This is a genomic window from Lysinibacillus sp. PWR01, from assembly GCF_043359455.1.
In the GTDB taxonomy this organism is placed as follows: Bacteria; Bacillota; Bacilli; order Bacillales_A; family Planococcaceae; genus Lysinibacillus; species Lysinibacillus fusiformis_F.
In genome coordinates this window covers 37,025-61,888 of the sequence record NZ_JBHERJ010000043.1, presented here as the reverse complement: position 1 = coordinate 61,888, position 24,864 = coordinate 37,025, and the positions used below count along the sequence as shown (strand labels likewise).

General features: G+C 37.4%; 31 protein-coding genes. 8 read left to right on the top strand and 23 right to left on the bottom strand.

The genetic code is table 11. From position 1 onward, the window contains the following. Positions 1-309 precede the first annotated feature (309 nt). A complete protein-coding gene (locus ACEVFT_RS06950; RefSeq protein ID WP_393948954.1) occupies positions 310-930 on the top strand; it encodes an exosporium glycoprotein BclB-related protein in 621 nt (206 codons plus the stop codon). Between the two features lie 113 nt (positions 931-1,043). On the opposite strand, the gene ACEVFT_RS06945 is transcribed toward ACEVFT_RS06950, so the two are convergent. From ACEVFT_RS06945 to ACEVFT_RS06870, 16 genes are all read right to left on the bottom strand, one after another. Continuing rightward, positions 1,044-1,559, bottom strand: a complete 516-nt coding sequence (locus ACEVFT_RS06945) for a YfiT family bacillithiol transferase (RefSeq protein ID WP_393948953.1) — start codon at positions 1,557-1,559, stop codon at positions 1,044-1,046. 28 nt (positions 1,560-1,587) lie between these two features. Beyond that, positions 1,588-2,532, bottom strand: a complete 945-nt coding sequence (locus tag ACEVFT_RS06940) for a hypothetical protein (RefSeq protein WP_393948951.1) — start codon at positions 2,530-2,532, stop codon at positions 1,588-1,590. Then, on the bottom strand, positions 2,522-3,052 hold the full coding sequence (locus ACEVFT_RS06935) for an RNA polymerase sigma factor (protein WP_393948949.1): 531 nt from the start codon (positions 3,050-3,052) through the stop codon (positions 2,522-2,524). Before ACEVFT_RS06935 ends, ACEVFT_RS06940 begins: the two co-directional genes overlap by 11 nt. A 119-nt stretch (positions 3,053-3,171) precedes the next feature. Then, positions 3,172-3,651, bottom strand: coding sequence for a hypothetical protein (locus ACEVFT_RS06930; protein ID WP_393948947.1), 480 nt, complete (start codon positions 3,649-3,651; stop codon positions 3,172-3,174). 72 nt (positions 3,652-3,723) lie between these two features. Further along, positions 3,724-4,371 carry a hypothetical protein gene (locus ACEVFT_RS06925; RefSeq protein WP_393948944.1) on the bottom strand — a complete coding sequence of 216 codons (648 nt, stop codon included), beginning with the start codon at positions 4,369-4,371 and terminating at the stop codon, positions 3,724-3,726. An 11-nt stretch (positions 4,372-4,382) separates the two neighbouring features. Continuing rightward, positions 4,383-4,856, bottom strand: a complete 474-nt coding sequence (locus ACEVFT_RS06920; protein WP_393948942.1) for a GNAT family N-acetyltransferase — start codon at positions 4,854-4,856, stop codon at positions 4,383-4,385. A gap of 92 nt (positions 4,857-4,948) precedes the next feature. Then, positions 4,949-6,511 carry a BCCT family transporter gene (locus ACEVFT_RS06915; protein ID WP_393948939.1) on the bottom strand — a complete coding sequence of 521 codons (1,563 nt, stop codon included), beginning with the start codon at positions 6,509-6,511 and terminating at the stop codon, positions 4,949-4,951. 120 nt (positions 6,512-6,631) lie between these two features. After that, positions 6,632-7,402, bottom strand: a complete 771-nt coding sequence (locus tag ACEVFT_RS06910; RefSeq protein WP_393948937.1) for an alpha/beta hydrolase — start codon at positions 7,400-7,402, stop codon at positions 6,632-6,634. After that, entirely contained in the window at positions 7,399-8,181 is a 783-nt protein-coding gene (locus ACEVFT_RS06905; protein ID WP_393948960.1) for an ABC transporter ATP-binding protein, read from the bottom strand. The genes ACEVFT_RS06910 and ACEVFT_RS06905 overlap by 4 nt, the downstream gene beginning before the upstream one ends. 29 nt (positions 8,182-8,210) lie before the next feature. Continuing rightward, a complete protein-coding gene (locus ACEVFT_RS06900) occupies positions 8,211-9,242 on the bottom strand; it encodes a FecCD family ABC transporter permease (RefSeq protein WP_393948936.1) in 1,032 nt (343 codons plus the stop codon). Next, positions 9,235-10,242, bottom strand: a complete 1,008-nt coding sequence (locus ACEVFT_RS06895) for a FecCD family ABC transporter permease (RefSeq protein ID WP_205446007.1) — start codon at positions 10,240-10,242, stop codon at positions 9,235-9,237. Before ACEVFT_RS06895 ends, ACEVFT_RS06900 begins: the two co-directional genes overlap by 8 nt. A 160-nt stretch (positions 10,243-10,402) precedes the next feature. After that, entirely contained in the window at positions 10,403-11,386 is a 984-nt protein-coding gene (locus tag ACEVFT_RS06890) for an ABC transporter substrate-binding protein (RefSeq protein WP_205446008.1), read from the bottom strand. A 203-nt stretch (positions 11,387-11,589) separates the two neighbouring features. Beyond that, complete coding sequence (locus ACEVFT_RS06885) at positions 11,590-12,420, bottom strand: helix-turn-helix domain-containing protein (RefSeq protein ID WP_393948935.1); 831 nt, start codon at positions 12,418-12,420, stop codon at positions 11,590-11,592. 10 nt (positions 12,421-12,430) lie between these two features. Further along, positions 12,431-12,895 (bottom strand): DinB family protein, encoded by a 465-nt coding sequence (locus tag ACEVFT_RS06880; RefSeq protein ID WP_393948933.1) that lies wholly within the window; start codon positions 12,893-12,895, stop codon positions 12,431-12,433. A 21-nt stretch (positions 12,896-12,916) separates the two neighbouring features. Further along, positions 12,917-13,486 (bottom strand): nucleotidyltransferase family protein, encoded by a 570-nt coding sequence (locus tag ACEVFT_RS06875; RefSeq protein WP_393948931.1) that lies wholly within the window; start codon positions 13,484-13,486, stop codon positions 12,917-12,919. 15 nt (positions 13,487-13,501) lie between these two features. Beyond that, a complete protein-coding gene (locus ACEVFT_RS06870) occupies positions 13,502-14,311 on the bottom strand; it encodes an alpha/beta fold hydrolase (protein ID WP_393948929.1) in 810 nt (269 codons plus the stop codon). Between the two features lie 110 nt (positions 14,312-14,421). Here ACEVFT_RS06870 and ACEVFT_RS06865 point away from each other — a divergent pair, with 110 nt between their 5' ends. Beyond that, complete coding sequence (locus ACEVFT_RS06865; RefSeq protein ID WP_393948927.1) at positions 14,422-15,216, top strand: sulfite exporter TauE/SafE family protein; 795 nt, start codon at positions 14,422-14,424, stop codon at positions 15,214-15,216. On the opposite strand, the gene ACEVFT_RS06860 is transcribed toward ACEVFT_RS06865, so the two are convergent. Continuing rightward, positions 15,213-15,578 (bottom strand): nuclear transport factor 2 family protein, encoded by a 366-nt coding sequence (locus ACEVFT_RS06860; RefSeq protein ID WP_393948925.1) that lies wholly within the window; start codon positions 15,576-15,578, stop codon positions 15,213-15,215. The two genes, ACEVFT_RS06865 and ACEVFT_RS06860, sit on opposite strands and share 4 nt — an antisense overlap. A gap of 135 nt (positions 15,579-15,713) precedes the next feature. Here ACEVFT_RS06860 and ACEVFT_RS06855 point away from each other — a divergent pair, with 135 nt between their 5' ends. Continuing rightward, the gene (locus ACEVFT_RS06855; protein ID WP_393948924.1) at positions 15,714-16,199 is read left to right on the top strand and encodes an SRPBCC family protein; all 486 of its coding nucleotides are present in this window, start codon (positions 15,714-15,716) and stop codon (positions 16,197-16,199) included. 44 nt (positions 16,200-16,243) lie between these two features. On the opposite strand, the gene ACEVFT_RS06850 is transcribed toward ACEVFT_RS06855, so the two are convergent. The 3 genes from ACEVFT_RS06850 to ACEVFT_RS06840 form a co-directional block, all read right to left on the bottom strand. Next, positions 16,244-17,008, bottom strand: coding sequence for a hypothetical protein (locus tag ACEVFT_RS06850; protein ID WP_393948922.1), 765 nt, complete (start codon positions 17,006-17,008; stop codon positions 16,244-16,246). 61 nt (positions 17,009-17,069) lie between these two features. Then, a complete protein-coding gene (abc-f, locus tag ACEVFT_RS06845) occupies positions 17,070-18,701 on the bottom strand; it encodes a ribosomal protection-like ABC-F family protein (RefSeq protein WP_393948958.1) in 1,632 nt (543 codons plus the stop codon). Positions 18,702-19,021: 320 nt separating this feature from the next. Further along, positions 19,022-19,384, bottom strand: coding sequence for a hypothetical protein (locus ACEVFT_RS06840; protein WP_393948921.1), 363 nt, complete (start codon positions 19,382-19,384; stop codon positions 19,022-19,024). A 132-nt stretch (positions 19,385-19,516) separates the two neighbouring features. Here ACEVFT_RS06840 and ACEVFT_RS06835 point away from each other — a divergent pair, with 132 nt between their 5' ends. The 3 genes from ACEVFT_RS06835 (at position 19,517) to ACEVFT_RS06825 (ending at position 21,775) form a co-directional block, all read left to right on the top strand. Then, the gene (locus ACEVFT_RS06835) at positions 19,517-20,374 is read left to right on the top strand and encodes an endo alpha-1,4 polygalactosaminidase (protein ID WP_205446018.1); all 858 of its coding nucleotides are present in this window, start codon (positions 19,517-19,519) and stop codon (positions 20,372-20,374) included. A 104-nt stretch (positions 20,375-20,478) separates the two neighbouring features. Then, positions 20,479-20,961, top strand: a complete 483-nt coding sequence (locus ACEVFT_RS06830) for a DUF2243 domain-containing protein (protein ID WP_342533534.1) — start codon at positions 20,479-20,481, stop codon at positions 20,959-20,961. 13 nt (positions 20,962-20,974) lie between these two features. Then, positions 20,975-21,775, top strand: a complete 801-nt coding sequence (locus ACEVFT_RS06825) for a cytochrome c oxidase assembly protein (protein ID WP_393948918.1) — start codon at positions 20,975-20,977, stop codon at positions 21,773-21,775. A 14-nt stretch (positions 21,776-21,789) separates the two neighbouring features. Here the strand turns inward: ACEVFT_RS06825 and ACEVFT_RS06820 are convergent, their stop codons facing one another. Both ACEVFT_RS06820 and ACEVFT_RS06815 read right to left on the bottom strand, forming a co-directional pair. Continuing rightward, complete coding sequence (locus ACEVFT_RS06820) at positions 21,790-22,299, bottom strand: DNA-deoxyinosine glycosylase (protein WP_393948917.1); 510 nt, start codon at positions 22,297-22,299, stop codon at positions 21,790-21,792. An 18-nt stretch (positions 22,300-22,317) separates the two neighbouring features. Next, entirely contained in the window at positions 22,318-23,112 is a 795-nt protein-coding gene (locus ACEVFT_RS06815) for a DUF2268 domain-containing putative Zn-dependent protease (RefSeq protein ID WP_393948915.1), read from the bottom strand. A 105-nt stretch (positions 23,113-23,217) separates the two neighbouring features. On the opposite strand from ACEVFT_RS06815, the gene ACEVFT_RS06810 reads away from it, so the two are divergent. Continuing rightward, entirely contained in the window at positions 23,218-23,478 is a 261-nt protein-coding gene (locus ACEVFT_RS06810) for a hypothetical protein (RefSeq protein ID WP_205446022.1), read from the top strand. Between the two features lie 65 nt (positions 23,479-23,543). Here the strand turns inward: ACEVFT_RS06810 and ACEVFT_RS06805 are convergent, their stop codons facing one another. Beyond that, complete coding sequence (locus ACEVFT_RS06805; protein WP_393948914.1) at positions 23,544-24,278, bottom strand: polysaccharide deacetylase family protein; 735 nt, start codon at positions 24,276-24,278, stop codon at positions 23,544-23,546. A gap of 270 nt (positions 24,279-24,548) precedes the next feature. On the opposite strand from ACEVFT_RS06805, the gene ACEVFT_RS06800 reads away from it, so the two are divergent. Further along, a complete protein-coding gene (locus tag ACEVFT_RS06800) occupies positions 24,549-24,671 on the top strand; it encodes a hypothetical protein (RefSeq protein ID WP_279381314.1) in 123 nt (40 codons plus the stop codon). Positions 24,672-24,864 lie beyond the last annotated feature (193 nt).

The window sequence follows — 24,864 nt, the reverse complement described above, 5'->3', positions numbered from 1 at the left end:
GATTCCACTTTCTTATACACGATCTCTTAGGACCCAACATACTAAACTGATTTCTCTAAGGGTATGAAGTTAGCCGGTTTTATATACGGACTCACAAATGGTCCCAGAGGCTGGTCGACTTTTCTTCACTTCTACAATAAAAAATAGTAGCACAAACCATGGCCTTGGTTTGTACTACTAATGTTAGTATGTTTTATGTGTCAAATAAAAGCTGGTATTCAGAAATCATTGAATTTATAGGTGAAGTAGATAATTGCCCTTAACCCCTAATCTGAAATGAATAGAATAATGAAGAAAGGGGGTGTAACAATGTGTTTAAATAATTCAATGTGTGGCTGTTCAGGAAATGGTAATGGCAACGGTGAATGTAGTGCACTCGGGCCTTTTGTAGCGATTGATGCTGCTTGTATTACTACGCCTCAAGCAACTGGCTCAATCATTCCTTTCTCATCTGGTATTACACCTGTTGTTTTAGCATCCTTAGCAACTGGTTTAATTGAAGCTCCTAGTTTGATAGGATTTGGTACAGCAGTTCCTGGTGTTGCAGTTTTAGGAAATACAATTGATTTATCAGGTGTTGTAACAGAAGCATTCTCTGTTCCTCGTCCTGGTAACATCACAGCTATTTCTGCATCATTCTCTGCAACAATTGCTATTGCATTACTTGGTACAACAACAGTAACTGCAACAGTATATCGAGCTCCTGCTGGTAGCACTGTGTTCACTGCAACAGCTGCAACAGTAAGTCTTGCTCCATCCTTTACAGGAGCTATCGCATTAGGCCAGACAGCATTCGCTTCTGCAAACGTGCCACCAGTTCCAGTTGTAACAGGTGACCGTTTACTAATGGTTTACTCCATTACAACTTCTGGAGTTGCTATTGCTCAAGTCCTAACAGGAACAGCAAGTGCAGGTATTACAATTGCTTAATTCTTGAAACAATCAACCCAATAATAAATTTAAAAAATTTCAAAATTAATTACAGAAACCTTTGAAAATAATAGGCGATTTCTTTAAAATGAAATCGCCTATTTTTAATATACCTAAGATTTCGCGAAAGCATTCTGAATATGTGCCAAATGATGCTTGCCATGCCATGCATATAGACCAATTGCATGTTCAAGTGTCGTCAATCCAGAATCAGGATGATTAAAGGCTCTTTGTAATTGTTCATCTGATAAGCTTGTCAGCAAATAAACCCAACGTTCATGTAAATGTTCAATTAAATGAACGGAAGTGGCTACTGGCATTTCAGAATCTGGTAGCTGTGCCCATTCTGCCTCATTGTATGGCTTAATGGTTGGCACATCCTCTGTTAACGCTAGTTTAAAACGGATATAGCTATTCATATGGCTATCGGCAATATGATGGACTAGCTGTGTCACGGTCCAGCCATTTTCGCGATAAGATTTTGCTAAGTCCTGCTTGCTTGCACCACTTAACGCCTCAGCAAGTTGTTTTGGTAATAAGCGAATTTCTTCAATCCACTCTAGCACTTTCTGTGAGTTCAATTCTTTTGGGAATTGGAATTGTCCAATGGGATATCGTAAATCTGTCAAATTGCTCATCTCCATTTTATTTTTTATATTACCAATTTAATATTTTCCTTGCTACTGTCATTAATTTTTCGGGGCCTATTTTCTCTTCATTTAGGAATTTAGAGCCTAGTATATGAATCATATACTTTTGACCCTCTTCTTCTTTCACAAAATAAAGTTCTTGAACTTTCTGATTGAAAAGAAATTCAATATCCTTTTCTACCAGTTTAGTATAGTCCTGTTTCGTTTCTGACATAATAGCAAGTCCATTATTAGTCGAGGGTACAATAGCAATTTGTACATGCTCTAATCCATTATTGTATGTTAAATTCAAGGATGCTATATCTGTTGTCAAATTCTCCTCCCTTATAATGTAAGGTGCTTTTTTCTTTTTTGCGTCTACATACATGGCTTCATTTCTACTGATTGCCTCTTCCAAATTCATGTCTGGTTGTTTGTATATAATTACTCCCCCAGAAAAACTATTTAAGCCCAGTAAATCCTCACTTAAATGAAATCTTTCTCTTATTTCCACTGGAAGTTCATTAATATTTTTCAATGGTTGATCATTCTGATAGGCATATACTGAAGTCATGCCGTACTTTTCATAGGCCTCTACAGCTAAAAAATAAAAGCATTTTCCTTCTGGTAAGGCGGTCTTTAAATCCTTGATTGTCGTCTCGTATGGAGCAATTATTTCCCTTATGTCTTTATACATCTCTGCTTCGTCTTCTATCATCGAATCAACTGTTAATAGCTGCTTCCCCTCATTGTCAAATAGTCGCCAACCTGTTAACTCGTTTGCTGTTGCCAAAGTGGCGGTTATAAAAATAGTAAAAAACGCGATGATAACGGACTTTCTAATAACAGTAGGTTGTTGCCGCTTTCGGCTTAGAGCCTTACTAATTGAAATAGAATTACATGAGGATTTAGGGACTATTTCATTCTTTAAACGAATTTCAAAATCCTGAAATGATTTTATGTTATTTTTCATTTTGATTGTTCCTTTCAATGATTTTTTGAACCTTCACTTTAACCCTTTCAAATCGTTTACGTGCAGTTGCAGGCGTAATATTTAATATTAAGGCAACTTCTGCAAAGTCCCTATCTTCAATTATTCTTAAGGCAAGCAGCGCCCGTTCTTTCGCCTTTAATTTAGACATAATTTCATCTAACTCAAGGTCTATGTCAGGGTTATAAAAATAATCTAAATCCTGCACATTTGCTCTTCCTTCAAAAGAAATAAACTTTATTAATGATTGCCTCTTTGCTTTATTTAAACAATAGTGATAGGCAATTTTATGCAACCATGCACTGTAATTTTCTATGTTCAACAGCTTTTTGTATTGAAATGCTTTGATAAATACTTCCTGAACGGCATCTTCAGCATCTTGTGCATTCCTTAAAATTTGAAAGCAATACACATAGACCTTATGATAATATTCCTTTAGTAAGTAGCTAATTAATTCGTCTCTCGTATATTCCATAGCATGTTCGAAAACTTTCGTATGCACTTTATACAACCTCCTTTGCCCCTTACATATTAAGACAATCAACAAACTAAAAATGTGACAATAAATGTATAAAACCCTTGTTTTGTAAGCACCTAACCTTACAAAACAAGGGTTTATTATTATTCCTGGATATCGTATATCAACGTATCAAAGTATTTTTCATTTGTATACAGTAAAATAGCCCATTCACCTGACTGAGGAATTTTCACATGTGAAGGTGTATGAGCATCTGCCCCATTAACAGGTCCACCGAGGCCTATGTTCCAACCATCCACTAAAATTGGTTGTACAACTTTAGAATCTTTATGATATCCAATAATCGTTAACTCTGTATCCCGTACCTCATCTATACCCCATAGATGCCACATCCATTTTTGGGTGCTTAAACTTGGCATATTCGCACCAATGACACCCGACTTATTGGCATTGCCAATAATGCCTCTATCACCAAATGCCACTGCCTTACGATTCCAATCAACTGATGCAAAATCATTTTCTTGTACAAAATCAGGTAGATCCTCTGGCATTGTAACCTTTGCTTTATCTGTACAACCCACTAAGAATAATAGCAATATACATAAAAATACAACTCGTTTCATAACATCCCCCTTTCTTATGAAACGTTTGCTTTAACCAGATTGTTACAGAAAATTCCGTAAATTATGAAGCGATCATTTTATCGTACTCTTTACAATATAAACTAATGACTTTACTGGATGGAGAATTGTAATCGCCGTGTGATCTTCAAATCGTTCTGCTGCACCCACCATCGATAGCTGGGCAACCGATATGGATTTTTGTTCAGCTGACAAAGTATGTAAAGTCCTTAAAATAGCATCATCATAGGCTTCCTTTTTCCCCTGCATAATGAGATCAAATGTATGCTCAATAATTTTTGCCTCCACATCTACTGATATTCCTTGATGCTTAGCATATTGGTGAAGTCTTGCCATCGTTCCTTCGACAGTCGCAGGGTTTGTAAAAAGAATAAATTGAGGCTGTTGCTTACTACATATACTTTCAAAATAGGGCTCATCAATCTTTATGATAGGGATCGAGGGATCGAACAAAGTTTCATCCTCTAATAAAGCAATATAATTTGTACACGTTATTAAAATGGCATCCACATCACAGCTAATTATCCATTCAATTTGCTCCTTAACCTTAAGTGCTAAACCATTACTACCTTTAGACACATGCTGTATAACGCCAGGGTCTACAAAATGCATTAGCTCAATATCTTCATTATCTCCAAAGGCCTGCTCTATGTACTCTATATTGGAATGATGAGCATGCAAGCAGCCGAGCTTTTTTCTCAATTAAACTCCTCCTAATTGGAAAGTCTTTTTTCCATGGTTACTATTGGTAGAGAGTTACCATTACGATTCTTCACCATTTCCTCTTTCGTTACAACATAACCCAACGAGCGATATAACTCAATATTGCGAGGGACACTCATACGTACTTTGCACTGACTAATTTTTATACCATTCGATAATGCATATTGTTCAAGCTTAGAGATCAGTGCTTTTGCTAAACCTTGGCCTTGTCTTTCAGGGATAACCGAAAGTCTAAAAAAATAAATTCCCTGAGTGCTGAGGGTAAACCTTACCATGGCAACTGGCTGTTTTTCGATATAGCCAATAAACGCCTGTTCACTTTGCTGCATCGCCTGTTCAATTGAATCCACCGTTTCACTTAGTGCACTGGATGGTGGAACAGCTTTTTCATACTCTTGAAACGCCTGTAGCATCACCTGATGTATAATTGCCGCATCCTTGCTCTCTGCTAAAATAATTTCCATAGCATAACACCCCTTAATGTTTTTTTATTCATAATAATGCATAATAAAATAAAAAGAAACCGCATTATTTACTAATACGGTCTACTGCTTTATTATTTCTCTTTCGTTTTTGCTTCCTTTTCAATATGCTTTCTTGCTATTTTCAAACGTTGGATATCCTTTTTCTTAAGAGGAATAATCTCATCCTTCATCATTTTAATATAAGAAATCATTAACAAAAGTAAAACCACGGTAAAGGGTAATGCAGCGATTAACGAGGCCGTTTGCAATGCTTCAAGTCCTCCTGTATACAATAAAACGCCTGAAATAGCCGCCATCAGAATACCCCATACTAGCTTTGATAAAATTGTTGGATTTAAAGAACCTTTTGTCGTCATACTTGCCATAATAAAAGTGGCGGAATCAGCAGAGGTAATTAAAAATATAACGATCAAAAGTATTCCAATGGAAGAGGCAATCGTTGAAAGTGGTAAATGTTCTAACAACTGGAATAGGGCAACGGTAACATCATTATGAACAGATTGAGCGATTTGTGCATCTTGATGTAAATCAAACCACATCGCGGTTCCACCAAAGGTCGCAATCCAAAAGCAGGCAATGAGAGGTGGAATGATTAATACCCCTATGATAAATTCCCGAATGGTTCTGCCTTTGGATACACGGGCTATAAAGGAGCCTACAAATGGTGACCAAGCAATCGCCCATGCCCAGTAAAAAATTGTCCAATCCTTCACCCAAGTCCCACCGACATATGGCTGCATCCTTAAACTATATTGAATAAAATTTGAAATATAATCACCAATAGCTAATGTAAAGGTTTCAAGTATAAAGATTGTTGGACCCGTTATAAAAACGAATAAAAGTAAAACAATGGCTAAGGTCATATTGACATTACTCAGGATCTTCATTCCCTTTTGAAGTCCTGTTGTTGCCGATATCATATAGCCAATAAACATGATAAAAATAATGGCTACCTGCAAGATAAATGTATCCGGCAAACCAAAGACAAAGGTCAAACCTCCATTTGTTTGTAATACGCCTAGTCCTATCGATGTGGCTACCCCCATAACGGTAGCTATTACTGCGAGAATATCAATTGTTCCTTTAACGACTGGATTTGTTCCAGTGACAGGCTCTAAGGCAGTTGAGATGAGCATATTTCTTTTTTTGTTAAATTGTACATAGGCCATTACAAGCCCCAATATGGCATAAACAGACCATTGGCTTAATCCCCAATGAAAGAATGAATAACCCATCGCCAGTCGGGCTGCATCCGTTGATAGCGGTTTTGTGTCACTGAAGGGTGGTGAAAAATAATGACTCATTGGCTCAGCTACTCCCCAGAAGACCAAACCGACACCAAGTCCAGCTGAAAAGAGCATGGAAATCCAAGTTAGAAAACTAAACTCAGGGCGACCATCTTCCGATCCAAGGCGAATGGTACCATATTTGCTAATGGCCAAGCCAAATAAAAAAATAACGATAATAAAGACTGACATTAAATAAAACCAGCCAAAATAATCCGTTGTCATATGAAATACGCTGTTTGCTACGTTCTTAAATTTTTCCGGTATCGTGGCTCCGATAATAACTAAGAGAGAAATTGCTCCACTAGAAATAAGAAATACTGGGTTTTTTAAAATTTTATTTTGCATACAGCGCCTCCATTTATCCCAGACAGATGACCAAATTTCCTTTATTATGCGTACAATTCAACTATTTTATTAATAAATAAAAAAGAAACCACATTATCAAAAGACAATGCGGTTTACCTATTATTGTGATATATGCATAAAACGTATTGCCCTACTCATAACAGTTGGTACAATTGAAGCATGATTTTCGTTTAAAGCCTCATAAAAATCAACATTCATTATTTTTTCTAACACTGTCGCCATTTGTCGCGCATCATCCACCATAAAGGTTTCAAGTTCACCTGCGCTCATAAACAATGTTTCGTTCATATCTTGATGCTCGTTCAGAAATACTGACGCACATTGCACTAGTTCATGTTCATTCCACCAAATGGAAGGACTAATAGCTAGGTATCGTTGGAAGCTGGATTGATGATGAAATAGTTGCCAAAGTGCAAAATAACCTCCTAAAGAGTGTCCAAATAAAGCTTGTTGTGCTTTATTTACTGGATATTGTGCCTCAATCGTTGGCTTTAGCTCTTCTTCTATAAAGCCACTAAAATCTACTGCTCCTCCAAGCTTTTCATGACCTTTTCCTTTAAATCGTGCTGGATAAGTATATGTCTCTGCCGGCGCTGTAAAATCATAAAATCTTCTTTCACGCATATCATCGCCATGACCAATTCCAACAACGATAGCCGGAAGGACACCTGTTTTTGGTGCATTACGACTTTGTAGACGTACCGCTTCCTTTACAAGATGAAAATAAGATGAACCATCTAGTACATACAAAACAGGGAAGCCATCTTGTGGTGCTTCCTCCTCTGGCACATAGATGTTAATTGTGTACGTATAATTCGTCAATTTTGAAGTCATTTGTTGTGTAACGTAATCTACTTTAGCTGTATTCATTTAATATCCTCCTTCAAAATGTCGTAGCCATAGCATACAGGTGTATTTGTTACAGGATCTTCCATAATACGTGCATCAATATTAAATACTTTACGCATCACATCAGCACTTAAAATTTCCTGTGGAGTGCCGGTTTGCATAATAATACCCTTACGCATTGCAATAAGATGATCTGAATATCGGGCAGCATGGTTAATATCATGTAAAACCATCACAATTGTACAGTTGTGCTGCTCATTTAAACTTTTCACAATATCCAATACTTCTAGCTGATGTGCCATATCTAAATAAGTAGTAGGTTCATCCAATAGCAAAATATTTGTTTCTTGCGCTAAGGCCATAGCTAGCCAAACACGCTGACGCTGACCTCCTGAAAGCTGTGCAAGCTCCCTATTTCGGTATTCCATTGTATTGGTAACCGTTAACGCCCATTCAATCATTTCCTCATCCTTATTCGTTAAACGATTGACATTGTTTCGATGTGGGTAGCGACCATACGCAATTAACTCCTCCACTTTCAATTGACCAGGAGCAACAGGTGTTTGAGATAATATTGCTAGCTTCTTGGCAATATCTTTCGTCGATAAATTTTGCATATTTTGCTCCTGCAAATAAACCGTACCTTGTTGTTTTTTTAAAATACGTCCTATTGTTTTAAGGAGGGTAGATTTACCACAACCATTCGGGCCAATGATTGTAGTCACTTTACCCTCTTCTATCGTTAAATTTAACCCTTCAAAGACACATACCTGCTCATAACCAGAAGCCAAGTTTTCCATTCTAAATGCAGTTTGCACACCATTTCCTCCTATGCCTTAGATTTCACCAGTAAATACAAGAAATATGGAATCCCAATAATTGAAACGACAATTCCTACAGCCAGTTCCGATGGTGCAAAAACGGTTTTACCAATAAAATCAGCTAAAATTAACAGACCGGCACCAATTAACGCACTCACTGGCATAACATAACGGTGCTGAATACCAACAAGCTGCTTGGCAATGTGTGGGGCCATTAAACCTATGAAGCCAATACTCCCTGATACAGACACACAAGCACTGACAAGACCTACACTAGCTAATAACAGCTTCATTTTCTCCTTTTCAACCGCTATTCCTAAACTCGTGATGCTATCCTCTTCAAGCTGAAAATAATCGAGTAAATACGATTTTCTATGCACGTATATTCCTAAGATCAAGAGCCAAGGAAGCATCGTAAGTGCAAAAATCCAATTCGCATTATAAATAGAACCTGCCATCCAAATGGCCGCTGATTCAAAATCTTGTGCACTCATTTTTAAGGATAGAAACAAGGACAAAGCTCCAAATCCACTATTGATAGCAATACCTGTTAAGATTAATCGCTGCATATCCAGATGACCATTTTTTAAAGCAAATGAAAAAATCAAGACAGCTGCAATCGTTCCACCGATAAAACCGAATAATGGCATCATTAAAATTGACAGCCAACTGCTCATATCAGCACTCACTAACTTTAATTGAAAGAAGAACATGAATATGACGACTGCTGCACCAGCCCCAGCATTAATCCCTAATATACCTGGATCTGCTAGTCCATTGCGTGTAATGCCCTGTAATACAACCCCCGCCATACCTAAGCCAATACCGACAAGTCCAGCAATGACAATCCGAGGTAAACGGAATTCAAAAATAACAAGATCAAATTTTGAATTTGACTCAATACGCAATAATGTTTTGATGACATCCATTACAGACATATCAAAAACACCATTTGTAATATGTAAATAGCTCGCAACTAAAATCAATAAAATAAGCATCGACATGGTTAAAAAGAATACACTTGAGGTTTTTTTACGCACGTTTTTCACCTCCGTGCTTACGAACTAAATATAAGAAGAATGGTACACCGACCAATGCAGTTAAGACACCAATTGGCGTTTCAAATGGATAATTGACGACGCGACTCAGGACATCACAAAGCGCTAAGAAGAAGGCACCGATGACAGCTGCACAAGGAATAATATAACGATAATCAACACCAACAAGGAAGCGCGTAATATGTGGTATGACTAACCCTACAAAGGCAATTTTCCCTACAAGTGCAACCGCTGTCCCTGTCAAACATACAACAGCTAGCATGCTAATAATTCGCACCGCTTTTGTTTTTTGTCCAAGTCCCATGGCAATATCTTCACCTAGCGAAGTAATGGTAATCGCTTTTGCAGATAGTAAAGCCAAGATCAATCCAGTTAGACCAAATGGAATCGAAAGGATAAGCATATCCATATCCACCATATGTACCTTTGTGTTATACCAAGCACTTACTGTTTGCGATACTTGGAAATACATCGCAATCGCAGTAGCAATACTACTTAAAAATGTACCAATGACGGTTCCAATTATGGCTAGCCTTACTGGTGATAAGCCATTGCGGATTAAAGAGCCAAAACCAAAGACAATTCCTGCCCCTAATGCCGAGCCTAACATCGATAATAAAATCATTTGATAATTAGGAAGCCCTGGGAAAAACACAATGGCTAATGTGATGACAAATGCAGAGCCATCATTGACACCCATTAATGAAGGGGAGGCTAAATAATTTCGCGTAATCCCCTGCATGACTGCACCAGCTACTGCTAAAAATGCTCCAACTAGCAATACTGCGGCAACTCTTGGAATACGGCCTGTCCGTATAATTTGATGATCAACATTGGACGGATCAAATGCTGTCATCGACTGCCACACTGTAAGGGCACTAATATCTTTTGTTCCATACATAACAGAAATAAGTGCCACAAGGGCAATAAGGAAAGGAGATACCGCTAATATTGAAAATGACACTATGTTTGTTTTTTTCAACTTTCACACCTTTTTCTTTATCCATTTCGTGGCACACAATATCAAACACTTAAGTGTATACCCTTTTAAAAACAACTGCTTGCAATGAAAAATACGGTATCTTACAAAAGGCCGGTAATAGCCCGGTGATATCACCAAATCTACTACCAGCCTGTTTATACTATTTAAGTAATTTTTCAGCTGCGGCATCTAAGAATTTCACCTTAGACCAAGCAGTACCACCTTGTGCTAATGGCTCAATTGTGTTGACGAAAACTTGATTATTTTGTGCTGCCTTTAAGCTAGTGAAAATTGGATTCTTTTGTAGTTCCTCTAACGCTTTTGGAGAATCCGTATTTTCTGATTCCTCAAATTGTAGGAAAATCGCATCTGGATTTACTTGTGCTAATGTTTCAAGTGATAATTCAGCTTGCGCTTTCGCTGTTGTTAAAACTTCTGGAACTGGTGCTCCTAAATCTTCATACAGTACAGGGTTTAAATAAACACCTGCTGGATAGATGTACATCACACCACCGCGAACACGAATGATTAATACTTGCTTATCTGCTAATTGCTCCTTGGTTTTCACCTGTGCATCAGCAACTTTTGCTTCATAGTCAGAGATGATTTTCTTTGCATCCTCTTCTTTACCAGCTAATTGTGCAAGCAATGTTAAATTTTCTTTCCAGTTTGTTGAAATATGTGAGTATGGGATCATTGTTTGAATTTTGTTCAGTTTTTCGGCCGTTTCTTCAGGGAATTTCGAAGTACCCACGATTACATCAGGATCCAGATTAAGAATGGCTTCTGCATTTGGCTCCATTTTATTTCCTACAAGTGTAGCTCCTTCAAAATCTGTTGCTAGATAGGCAGGAACTTTGCCACCTACTTCAAGAACACCTACTGGCTTAATACCAAGCATTGCAGCATCTTCCATTGATTCAAGACTTGCAGCGACAATGTTCTTTACTTCTGCTGGTAGCTCATATTGCTCACCTAAGTACGTAATTGTCTGTGTTGTTTTAGCTTGCTCTGTCTGTGATTCTGTTGCGCTTGTCTCTGCTGTATTAGCTGTTGACGTAGACTCCTCTGCTTTATCTGTTCCACATGCAGCCAGTGATAATGCTAATAGTGCTGGAGCACACATTTTAAAATATTTATTCATAGATATTCTCCCCTAACGAGCTCATATTGATAATGATAATCGTTTTCATATATATGTCAATATATAATTGATACTCATTATCATTTACGGATACTATCCTAACAAAGTGAAAAAAGATTGTGAATGGACGATTTCGAAAATGACATGGATTTTTGCCGATTTTACTAATAAAAAAACTGCTTCTTTTTTGTAAGAAACAGTTTTTACATATAGTTGGATTCCTCTATTTTCATCTTTCGATAGGCTGAAGGAGACAAGCCTGTACATTTTTTAAATACTCTACTAAAATAAAAACAATCTACATATCCGACACATTCTGCTACTTCAGCTACTGGAATTACATCATATTCTAGCAAGTCTTTTGCGCGTCGTATACGATATTCCGTAATATAAGTGCTTGGATTCATGCCCGTATGCTGCTCAAATAAATAAGCAAAACGACGACGCTCAATGCCAAATTCCATCGAGATATTTGATACGGAGATTTGCTCTGCATAATGTTCATGTATATATTGTAATGCCTGCTCCATTAATTCGCTGGCACTATCCAAAACCTTCATTTTTGCCGCTACAAGAATATCCTCCAGCAAATTCATAAATAATGTCTTAGACTTAAATATAGCCATATTACCGGGATAGGAATAGCTTTCTATTAATTGCTGAACATGGCTAATAATTTGTGTGTTAAAACCTGTATTGATGAGAAAATGTTGCTCAGCTAGTGGAAAAAGAGCTATTTCCTCTGTAGGTAGTCGATAATGCACAACTGCATACTCCCACCCTTTGTGACCAGTCGCTCTCACTTCTATCGGCATTTGGGGTCCTGCATGGACGATCATTCCTAGCTCCATCATATAGGGCGTTCCATTAAAGCTAAAGATCGCACTACCTGCAAGTGGCACCACTAAACCACATTTTTCTGGCGCTGTTGTTCTACCAACATCCACTTCACCAGGCTTCATTTTTTTAATAAAAACATCTGTAAATTTTACAGAAGCATGTGCAAAGTAATCAATTAAATATTTGATATCCATATGCTAACTCCTATACATGTATAACATTCTGAATCTGTGAAAAATGATGTAAATCATGATTGATTAATCCTACAAAATAATCGACTATGGTCATCTCTGACTGCCCAATTTTAAACGACTGTTGCCATTGCTCATCTGTCCATCGCTGAATGGTCTGTAATAATTGACGTCTTGTGAAAATAAATTCATTCAATGTTTCCTCCATTGCTTGTTCACGACTTTTCTTAGCAGCCATCGTATTCAAATGTGCTACATCTGGCCCTTTCGGCAGACGCTCATCTGTAAGAAGAAAAGGAATTCGGTGATTTAGCACAAACTTATCCCATGGAGGAAGATGTCCAATTACCTCTGCAACTGACCATTTCCCAGGTTCGATGGGCATACGCCATTGCTCCTCAGATAATCCTTGCAAATGATTTATCCAATCCACTGATTTTTCATAGTGTTTGATGACATAGGTTTTATCTCGTTGCAATTGGTCCCCCCTCTTTCATTTTTACTGAAGATTAATTTCTAATTTTGACCAACTTAAATGCCATTGTTTTTGCTGAATTCTTTGGCGATAAATCGCATAGTTATCCTTATTTTCGAGGTAAAATGGTGTTGGCTCTACAATGCCTGCTCCTAAAAGATAAATCCCATACGGTGCTGCAATCTCTAGCAACCCATCTGATAATTTTACTCCAATTGCCGTTGGGATTTCTGGGAAATGAGAGATTCCATCAACAGCAGACTGATATGGTTTACTACCATTTAGGACATGCATTCGTGCTTGATTTTTCACGGACCAAGGCTCGTTTGGAGATACCTTTCTCAGTTCCTGCTCATACTGTTTTTCTATTTCTTCTGCTAAATTTTCTTTATCAAAATATATCACATCAATATCAGCAATTGGTGTTCTATCTTCTTTTTCATGAAGGTAATCCCATACCTTTGAGCGAATGACTCCTGCACATACCCACCAATCCGGGAGTTGCAAGGTTTCTACTGTGGATAAAATGCTCATCATCCAGTTATCAGATGCTATTAAATTCTTCAGCTCTTCCTCCGTTTGAAGCAATCTCATTCATTCAGCCTCCAATTAAACTTTACACCAAAAATTTAATCTTTCCGCCACTATTTCAGGGACATCTCGAAAGATATCGTGTCCTGCTCCTTCAATAGATTCAACATCTAAATGTTCTATTTTTACTTGTAATTTCTGAATACAACCTTTTCTTTTCGTTCCTAGCTCTGCAGGTACCGTTGCATGCAATAATAGTGTAGGACATTTTATCATACCCACTACTTGGTCAACTGGCTCCACATTCATACCTTTTATCATTGCTTGTGCCGTGAAGGGAGATAGAGTTAGCCTAATCTCACCATTTTGTTCCTTTACTTGTGCTTTTGAAGCTACTTCTAACTCTTCTGACCATCGAGCAAGCTCTTCTTTCTCAGATTTAAAGAATTCTTCCCATGATGGGAAGCGGACATTTTCGCAAAAGCTTGCTACGTCCTTTAATTCCTTTTCTAATGTGATACCTAAATCTTTCCCTGACATATATCCCCCATCTAGCAATACCATGCCTTTAAGTTGCTGCGGGTATTTAGATCCGAAATGGATAGCCAGATCTGCTCCAAAAGAATGCCCTATCAAATAAAAGGGCTTACTCTTTAAATTTGTACCTATTATTTCTTCTATTAGTTTAATTAAATTGGAAGGGAGATAACCCTCCTCTTCTTCTAACGCGGTTCTATAACCATGTCCAGGTAGGTCAAAGGAAATAACATGGTACTCCGATAAATACGTTGCTAGCTCCCCAAATGCTAAACCTGAGCTTCCAAGTCCATGTAAAAAAACTAAAGATGGATTATGAGGATTTCCCCATTGATATATTTGGTGATTCATTTAATACCCCTATTTATATAAATTTATTTTATGAATTATCAAAAATAATATATTAGATTTATACATTAACACCATTTACCCTAAAGCTAATAAAGTGAAAGGAGAAGCTTATGAATAAAATGATCATGCTGTTGTTCTTTGTACTACTTAGCTTAATTGGACTTTTCTATACAAACATTTCTTTAACACTCGTATGCGTCGGAATAGTAGCTGCTTTTGTCGGTACACTTGCGGGAGGCGGCGGACTGATTACGCTTCCTGCTATGATGCTTGTTGGTATCCCAATTCAAACAAGTATTGCAACAAACAAATTTTCAACAGGCATTTCGGCTTTAACCAGTATTTTCTATCTTCTCTACCAGAAGGAGCTACATCCCATATCTATCATCAAATATATAGCTCTTGCTATTGTTGGGGGAATTTGTGGCGCACTTCTAGCCGTTTCGCTGTCTGAGCAAACTATGAACTACTCTGCCTGTGTACTACTTCTTTTAGCTTTAGTCGTTACTTTGAAGAATAAGGCGTGGACTGAGGTTCCTGATTCGCTAGAACATCAAGCACCTCGTTTTTGGCAACCATTTTTCATCGCCATGTATGATGGTGGTTTCGGCCCTGGCTCTTCGACATTTAGCATTTTGCATTATCTACGTTCTCATCACACTTACATAAAGGCTGTACAACTCACTCGAGTACTCCTTTTCGGGAGCTGTACAGGAGCATTTGTTGTGTTTTATCACACTGGCTTTATTCAATGGCACTATGCGATTGCTATGGCACTTGGCTCCATTATAGGTTCCCAATTAGGTCTCCTAGTGCTCCCATACATTCCATTAAAAATAGCCAAAATACTACTAACGCTGATTATTACATTGTTGCTTGTCCAAGTTACATTGAAAATAATTTAATGACCATTACTCAAATGCTCATGAATGATCTTCCATTCATCGTTAACTAACGTAAAAATATTTGTCGCTCTACCGCTACCTGATACAAACTTTTCGTTATGGTAGCCTTCATAGTGATATGTATAGAAACAGGTAGCCGTCTTTTCATCAACGGTTAACCATTTTACATCAGTAGCTGAATAAACCTCTTCTTTAATGACATTCCATGCATGCTTGAAATAAGCCTCAATCTCATCTGTAGTTGTGCAAGTTTTATCGGAGAACCAATAAACCGCTTGTGGATGCAAAATAGCCTTAACTTCATTAAAATCATGTGTATTTGTAGCTTGTCTATAACGTTCTAATGCTTGTTGATGTGTCATCTTCACTCCCCCTGTTTAACAATATTATCCTAAAATTGACTTCTTAGAAATAATAATTGTTGAATGACCTTCTGCTTGGACAGCTAATGAAGAACACCTATAATGAAGTCAAAACTATAAAGATGGAGGATGTCTATGTTAGCTACTATTGAAAAACAATCCAATCGTCATGTTGCAACATTCAAACGACCACTGACACATTCAGTAGATTCCATTTGGGCAGCGGTTACTAACAATGAAAGCCTACAAAAGTGGATGAGTAATCTAGAAATCATTGATCTTCGTAAGAACGGGAAAATACATTTTAATATGAATGATGGAACAGGTACCTTTGAGGAAATAACCATCACAGATTATGCTGAGAAAGAAGTACTAGAATTTGATTGGGGAACGGATACGGTGAGATTTGAACTATCTTCTACTGATGATGGTTCATTATTGGTAGTAGTGGAGACACTTCAAGAGCTGACAGAGCATACACCGAAGGATTTAGCAGGGTGGCATATATGCCTTGATATGTTAACAGATTTATTAAATAGCGTTGAACATCAATATTTCCCAATGGAAGAGTGGCAACAACGCTTCAGCGAATACAAAAAACTTCTGAATACTGTAAAGTAAATACTACAAAAAATCCTAGAGCATCCGTTACTCTAGGATTTCGACTATTGATAAAATGCTGTAGCTATGGCTAGTGCTTTTAAAGGGTCTTTGATTGAATCGAGTGTGTAAACAAGCTTTTCATCCTGCCACACAATTAAATTACCTGATTGATAGACATCTAGCTGAGCCATACCATATTGCCTTGGGATAGGCAGCATGTGACTTTCTAAATACTTTACTGCCTGCTTGGCTAGCTTAATACCTGCATCAGGATTATCAGTTCGTGTATGGGTGGCAATTGCCCATCGCCCTTCATTCCAACCAGTCCATAATGAGCCGGCACCTGCATCTTGATAACCTTTTATATTGTAACCAAGCTCAACCTCTTGCCCACCATTTTGATTAAAATTATCAAATGCTATCTGTGTACTTGCACCTTCCATACTTTTATATTGCTTGACAAGCAATCTTCCAATAACAGTCGCTGACTTCTTTAATCGAATATCATTAATTGGCATATTCTCTTTGCTCTCATAAAAGATAACTTCAACCTGGTCGCCCTGTGTCCTTGTTGTAGCTGTTAAAAATGCACCCTCTGCAATAGGTAACGTTGTTGGCATTTTTATTGGTACATCAAAATGAATCTGCTCCTTTATTTGTTGAAGAGCTTCAGTTTGTACTTGAACAATATCACTTTCATCCATATTAGACTGTGTTACAGATGTATCGGTTTCATTCTCATGTTCTTGATCATTCTTATCCCGTTCAGCACAAGCACTTATGCTACAAATGCTTAACAATAAAAAGAGAAATACTACCTTTTTCATCATGTTAACCCCCATTTCTCTCCATATTTTCCCCTGGAAAAGGTTAACTTAAACGTTTCAATTATCGAAGCTCATTGATCTGCTTCGTCAGCTCATTAAACTTCTGGTCAAGCATTGCGTAGTCCTTATCTTTTGCTGTTAGAAAGCTTAGTTTGCCTAAAATCTCTTGCCTTTCCGTTTCTAGCTTTAAACGAAGTGCCGCTGTATCATCCACTTTTTCAGGTGTAACTTCTGTCCATTTTTTCTCGAGGTGCTGACTGTGAAGCTCCCAAACACTATTCGTAACTTTTTCTAGAAAGTATCGATCATGGGAGACGACAAGCAATGTCCCCTTATATTGGGCAAGTGTGTGCTCTAACTGCTCACGTGAAGGTAGGTCAAGATGATTTGTCGGCTCATCTAAAATAAGAACATTTTTATCCTCTAAAATATAGGCCATCAGCTTACACTTTACGCGCTCTCCCATACTCATTTTGCCTATGGCGGATGTCCAATGTGCCTGTGTAAATCCTAGATTCTTCATCAAGTTGCGGACTTTTCCACGCTCTTCAAATGTGTCTTGATAAAAATATTGCTCTGGTGTCTGATCAAGTGGTAAATCAAATACTTCCTGTGTCAGGTAACCAATGTTTGCAGCTGGTGATAGCCATACTTCACCCTCAGCTTCTAGCTTGCCTAAAAGTACTTTTAAAAAACTTGTTTTTCCACTGCCATTCTTTCCTGTAATGGCTATCTTATCTCCAAATTGAGCAGTAATATTAACATCGTTAAATAACGTGCGTTCACCAAATTTTAAAGATACGTGCTTGATTTCCAGTAAGCGCTTGCCAACTCGTTGATTCGTGCCTAAAGAAAAACGAATCTCTGCTTCTGGCTCCACCGCCTCCACTCTTGTCTTTGCAAGCTCTGCTTCTAATCGCTTTTTCTTAGATTTCACCTGCGAATCTAAACGCTTTGCTTTCACACGATGGTACTCCTTAAAGCCTTCCAGTTTTGTTGACTGAGCGTGGCCCTTTTGTGACCAAGACGTCAGTTCCGACATTTGAGCCTCAATCCGGTCAATGTTTTTTTGCTGCTTCTCGTAGGCACGCTGTTGTGTTAATCTTCGGTGCTCTCTTTCAGTCATATAGCTTGTATAATTGCCTTCATGTTCAATAAGACGCTTATCCTCAATAGACCAGATTTTTGTAGCAACCTTATCTAAAAAATAGCGATCATGTGATACCACAATGATCGTCCCCTTATAGTTTTGTACTTGTTTCATGAGAAATGCGGTACTTTGTTCATCTAAATGATTAGTGGGTTCATCAAGTAATAAAATTTGCGCATTCTGAGAAAAACCTTCTGCAAGACGCATTTTCAGCTTTTCTCCCCCACTTAACGCTGCAAATGACACATTGGGTACCTGCCATTTAGCCAGCAGATCAGCCTCTCTTGCGGATATTTCTAGTTTGTCAAAATGAGCTAGCTCCTGTTCAACAAATGAAATTTTTAAAGCCTGTGACTCCTGTATTGCTCCCTTAGTGGGCAATAATGCACCTCGAATCAATTGTAATAATGTCGATTTCCCAGTACCATTTCTCCCTATAATGCCGATGACCTCACCTTGTTTTACTGTGCCTGTCACATGCTCAAATAGTAATGTATCCTTTATTTCATAACGTATATCCTGTAATTTTAAAAGTTCCTTCATATTATCCATCCTCTCCAGTTGGAGGGACAAAAAAATCCCTCCAATTAATTTGGAAGGATTAGTCGCTACAATATCATACTCAAATAAGCTCCAAAATCTTTATGAAAACAATCTTTGGAGTAGCTAAATATCAGCAGCTGTTTGCTAATATAAAGCAATTATTATGAAAAATGGGCAGACTAATCCTATTTTTGTTGTTCGTGAAATATAAAATTTCCTATACAAAAATTAAGATTAGTTATTCATTAGCCACCCATCTTCCCTTCATTTATCGTTACCGTCATTGTAACATCATTTTTTTAAAAATTAAACTCCCTAGTCTATCTAAAACATTCATAGGAGCGAATTTGATTTCTTGAAATGGTACGGAAATACCAGCCATATCTTCGACTCCATCGGAAGCCAGCAATGATTTCCCTTCCTATAGCTGTTGGGAAAAACCAAAAACTTCTACCACTATTCATCCAAATATACGTATTTCTAAACAAACAGGAACGTATACCACTTGATCCTACTCGCCAAGCTGGGATAGGTGGCGAAAAACCTGGTGGTGTGCTCATTGGCATTTGTCCTGCTGGAGGGGGTCCGAAATGACTTGGCCCAAATGACGTTGTTTCAAAATCATTATAATCTCCCCAACCAGGTCTTCTAAAATTATCTTCTCTAAATGGATTATTATACACACAAACCCTCCTTTTACATTATTCAATATATGTAAAAGGGCGATTAACCGTTGAGCCATTGCCCATTTATCGAAGGCAATCCATTTCCTATTACTGTATAATGGAAGGGATATTTTTCAAAAAGGAGTCCTTATGAAAAAATTATTGTTACCCTTACTAGCCATGCTTATCGCAGGGGGTATGTGGATGCTGCTTGCTAAAAATCCAGTATCTCCTTCCACTAGTATCCAAGCAAAACTTGCTGATGTGAAAGATTACAAATACTACTTAGATAAAGGCAATGATGCCATTGGCAAGAGCATGATGAAGTTAGATTTAGTGATTGTAGAACCAATTGAAATGCAACAGAAGTATATCGTCAATGCTCAAAAAAGCGGTACTTTAGTGTATGGCTATATAAATGCGATGGAGGCAGACAAATGGAATACAGCACTTTATCATCAATTGAAAGAAGAAGACTTTTATCGAGACAAACAGGGTGAAAAAATGTATTTTGCTGAATGGGATTCTTATTTAATGGATATGACTTCTACGCACTATCAAGACATTTTACTAGCAGAAATCAAGAAGCAAATTGTTCAGAAAGGCTTAGACGGCGTGTTTTTAGATACGGTCGGTAATATCAATTCTTATTTACCTGAAGATGAGCAAAAGTGGCAAAATGAAGCCATGTTATCTTTTATCCAACAAATCAAAAAACGTCATCCCGATTTATCTGTTGCTCAAAATTGGGGCTTTCAAACACTTGCCGATTATACAGCGCCATATGTTGACTTTATTATGTGGGAGGATTTTTCTTATCCTGTGGTAGGAAAAGATGAATGGTCACTCGATATGATGCAAAAGCTTGTCCACATACGCAATAAATTTGGTACACAGGTGATGACAATTGGTTTTGAAGATGAATCAAAAAGCCGTGCTTTAGCTGAGAAGCATCACTTCAAATTCTTTTACAGTCCTGCTGGTTCTTACTATAATAGCTGGCAATAATCATAGCTTCCCCCTGACAAACAACTGTTTTTGGGGGGATGTTTGTTTAAGAGCTCACCAGGGGTAGACTAAAAGAAATTCAGCTTGAGGTGATAGGATTGGATATGACGAAAATGTATGAAGAACAAAAACATAAGCATGAAAACCGCTTTCAGTATAAGCAGCGTAACATGTGGACAGGGATTTTATTCGGGCTTGGGATTGTGGCATTTATAGATGAGGTAATTTTTCACCAATTATTACATTGGCATCATTTCTATGATAAATCTACAGCTGCTGTTGGGTTAGTTTCAGATGGTTTATTTCATGCATTCAGCTTTTTTGCTACGATTGGATCTGCTTTTTTATTGGCTGACCTACATAGAAAACATGGATTTTGGCTAAAAAGATGGCTAGGCGGTATTTTTCTTGGAGCTGGAGTATTTCAGCTTTACGACGGAATCATACAACATAAATTCATGAACCTGCATCAAATTCGTTACAACGTTGAAATACTTCCCTATGATATCATTTGGAACATACTAGCGGCTCTTTTAATTGTTATCGGTATTGTCTTATTACTACAAACAAATCAAAAAGGACGATAGGAGGTGACGCATCTTGCATGCTCATGAAGCTCATGCTCAAAACTTTCCCATCATGGTTCAGCTACTACTCGCTTTGCCATTTTTTATCGCTCTTATATTGTATATCCTCGCTGTTATTATTTCGAATCAACATAAAAAACAATGGCCTCATTTTCGTACTATCTGTTGGATTGTTGGGAATGTCTGTGCTCTTATTACATTAGTTGGCCCATTGGCTTCTCTTAGTCATATCCATTTTGACGCACATATGATAGGGCATTTATTGCTTGGCATGCTTGCCCCATTACTTATGGTATTAGCAGCACCCATAACACTACTGTTAAGAACCTTACCAGTGGACAACGCACGTACTCTTTCTCGGATATTAAAAAAACCGTATGTTTGTTTTATTCGTCATCCAATTATTGCATCTATTTTAAATGTAGGTGGCTTATGGTTACTCTATACAACATCACTCTTCAACTTGATGCATGAACATATACTACTGTATGTATTCATTCATCTTCACATTTTTCTAGCGGGTTATTTGTTCACCATTGCCTTTATTTATATTGATCCTGCCCCACATCCATACTCTTATGTCTTTCGATCCCTTACATTAGTAATAGCATTAGCAGCTCATGCCATATTGGCAAAATTTATTTTTGCAAATCCGCCTCATCATGTACCAACCTCAGAGGCAGAACTAGGTGCTAAGATCATGTACTACGGTGGAGATGCTATTGAAATCCTACTTGTGTATATTCTCTTCTATCAATGGTTTAAAAGCACAAGGAATGCTATTCACCCCAAGGCAGCTACTTCATCACGCTAATCTCGCCCTGTTGATTAGAATAAATAGGATTGGATAATCCGCCAATCCTCTAGCTTTTCAGTGAAGGATTTAATGTTTTTTCCTGGTATTGGACTTGTTGATGGCATTTTTTTATAGGCTCGTCCATCTAAAAGCTCTAAGCCAATATGCTTTTTAAAAACCTCAAATGCTTTCGCTCCATTAAAAAGCACTAATTGGATAGTAGGATATTGTTCAAAAAGAGTTTGAAAATCATTAGGCTTTTCATTGCGAATCGCTGCATCTAAGCTTCCTTCACGCTCACAAGTTGCAATCGTGTCCCAAAGACCGATTGCATTGCTTTTTAATAAGGCTATTCTCTCTGTATAATCATCTGGAATCGCTGTCTCTAATAACTCACCAATAATGGGCCAAAAGTGATTGCGTGGATTGCCATAATATTGCTGTTTCTCTAACGATTGTTTTCCTGGCATCGATCCAACAATTAACACCTTTGTTGCTGAATCTACGATTGGTAATAATACATTTTTTAATTCATTGGACACAACAATCACTCCTTTTCACTATTGTAGCGGAAAATTCGAACCAACAAGTAAATCTTGGCTTGAAATGAACAAAGGATGGTGGCATGAATGATTTATTTTATATGACTGCACAATTTTGTAGCCAATATAGTAGCCTATCCAAGGTGGGAGGTCCCCCCCGTATAGAAATGGGCCATGTTGTTCGATTCCTTGAAGTTGTAAATTCGGTAAAAAATGAGTCTTCCATAAAGCTAAAAGTTCTTTATCTGAGTAGGATTGTATCCAAGGAGCTATCCACTTTTCTCCGTATAATTCCTTCACCGCATCTTCTGCTAATCCTTCTAAAATAAGAGAATCCAATAAAGTCATATCCTCTAAAGTTTTTCTTAATATGTGTATACGGCAAACATGGTTATATTCATGAGCTAGTAAAGCTTGAAGTTCCTGCTTTTCTAAATCACCAACAAATAAAAAAAGCGAATGAGGATAAGCGACACCATTTTTATTGGTCATCGTTTGCTGCTGAGTAATCGGAAAAATATAAATAGGTATTGATGGTCCATTCCATTTCCTCTGTAAGTATAGAAACTCCTGCTGTACGCAGTCCCACACATTGTGCTTCTTTAATTTTTCAACATCGACTTCCTCATGCGGTAAAAAAAGCCCCTGTTGCTGTAATGTATAGTGAATTTCTTCGGGAAGCCCATCTCGAAATAGATTGACTAAACGATCACAAAGAATCGAGCATTGTAAGCTAGTTAGCTCATCCTTTCTAGTGGATTTTCTGGCACTTATAAATTCATTTAACCACTTATCTGTTGACACAACAGCCATATCATCACCTCTTCACAGCATATGTCTTGAATAGACAATCGGCTAGTGATAAATGCATTAAATCGCATATATTAGCTTGTAATGACATCGAAAGGGGGGATATGTGTGAATCCAACTGATGCTTATAGTCTTTGCTGTAAATATCATGGTAAACGTGTTCGAATCTCGGATTCATCTGGTAAAGTACATGTTGGAGAAATCACAAGGGTAGATAGAAGACAGGTATGGATTCTACCTGATAGAAGATATAGTGGTTACGGTTTAGGATTTTGGGGATTTGGAGGGTATGGAGGAGAAGGTTTTGGCTATGGAATTGCTTTAGGAACAATTTTAGGTATTGCGCTGGCTCCAATTATTTTCTTCTAACTCAAACCTTTTATTTAAATGAAAAAGAAGCCATTTCAAACCTTGTTGAGATGGCTCATTTTTCATTATTGAACTTGCTCTTGTTGCTGTTTGCTTTCAATCAACTCGGATATTGTAACAAATGTGTAGCCTTGTTTTTTTAATGCAGGGATTATTTCTTCTAGTGCTTTAATTGTTTGTGTACGGTTTCCACCACCATCATGAAATAAAATAACATCTCCAGGCTTTGTCCCCTTCATCACCTTTTGCACAATCTTCTTTACACCCGGCTCTTTCCAATCTTGCGTATCCTGATGCCAAGACCACATCACAACCTTGTAGCCGTCCTTAACAGCAGCATTAATCATAGCATCCGTGTAATTTCCACCAACGGGACGGAATAAAACTGGGGAAAAACCAGTAATACTATAAATCGTGTCATTTGTCTGTTGAAGCTCCTCATGCAATTTTTTGATGGAAATTTTAAATGGATGTGTATACGTATGATTTGCTAATTCATGGCCTTCTGTATAAGAACGTAAAACAATCTCTGGATATTTTTCTGCATTTTTTCCAATAATAAAAAAGGTGGCTTTTGCATCATATTTTGCTAATAAATCAAGCACAGCCGCTGTGTATTTAGGATGTGGACCATCATCAAAGGTGAGTGCAACAATTTTATCCTCTGTATTGATATCCCAAACAACTTCACCTGTCTCCTCATAATAAGGACGACCTTTATCTGCGTATCCTTCCTGCACTAAAAATCCCGAGATGATTAAAAAGAAAACCATAAAAATGAATACATAAATACGTGTCATAGCATCACCTCCCAAGTCCGTAATCACAGAACTCCGTCAACTTACTATTTACGAATTGCAATGAAATATACTTGTATAGGACTGTCTGTTTTCTCCTTTTAATTATTTCAAGAAAATTTTAAGCATTATTTATAATTTTGAACATTATGTGAAAATCATTGAATAGTACTTTATTTTTTTCTTTATTGATGTAAAATAAAATCAACATTGATATATAACAGTTTTATAAAAAATAAAATGTTATGTAACACAACGAAAGGGATGACATATATGTGGGTTATTACTGTATTTGAAGAAAATACTTATCGCATGTTTGAGTATAGTTCTAAAAGTGAGGCAACAAATGCATTAAACAATTTTAAGCAAACAGCTTTGCTTTCTTATACAAGATAAAGAATAACGGAATCTATTCATCAGAGTAGATTTCTTTTTTGTTATAAATAAAGTGCCTCCCATGCTTCCACTAATCATCCATCCTTTTCACTTTCATCCTTATACATCTAGCAACATGGTTAGTAATGATTTTTTTCATGAAAATGTCGAACACCTTGCTAGTTATCACCATATGTATATAGAGAAAAGGAGT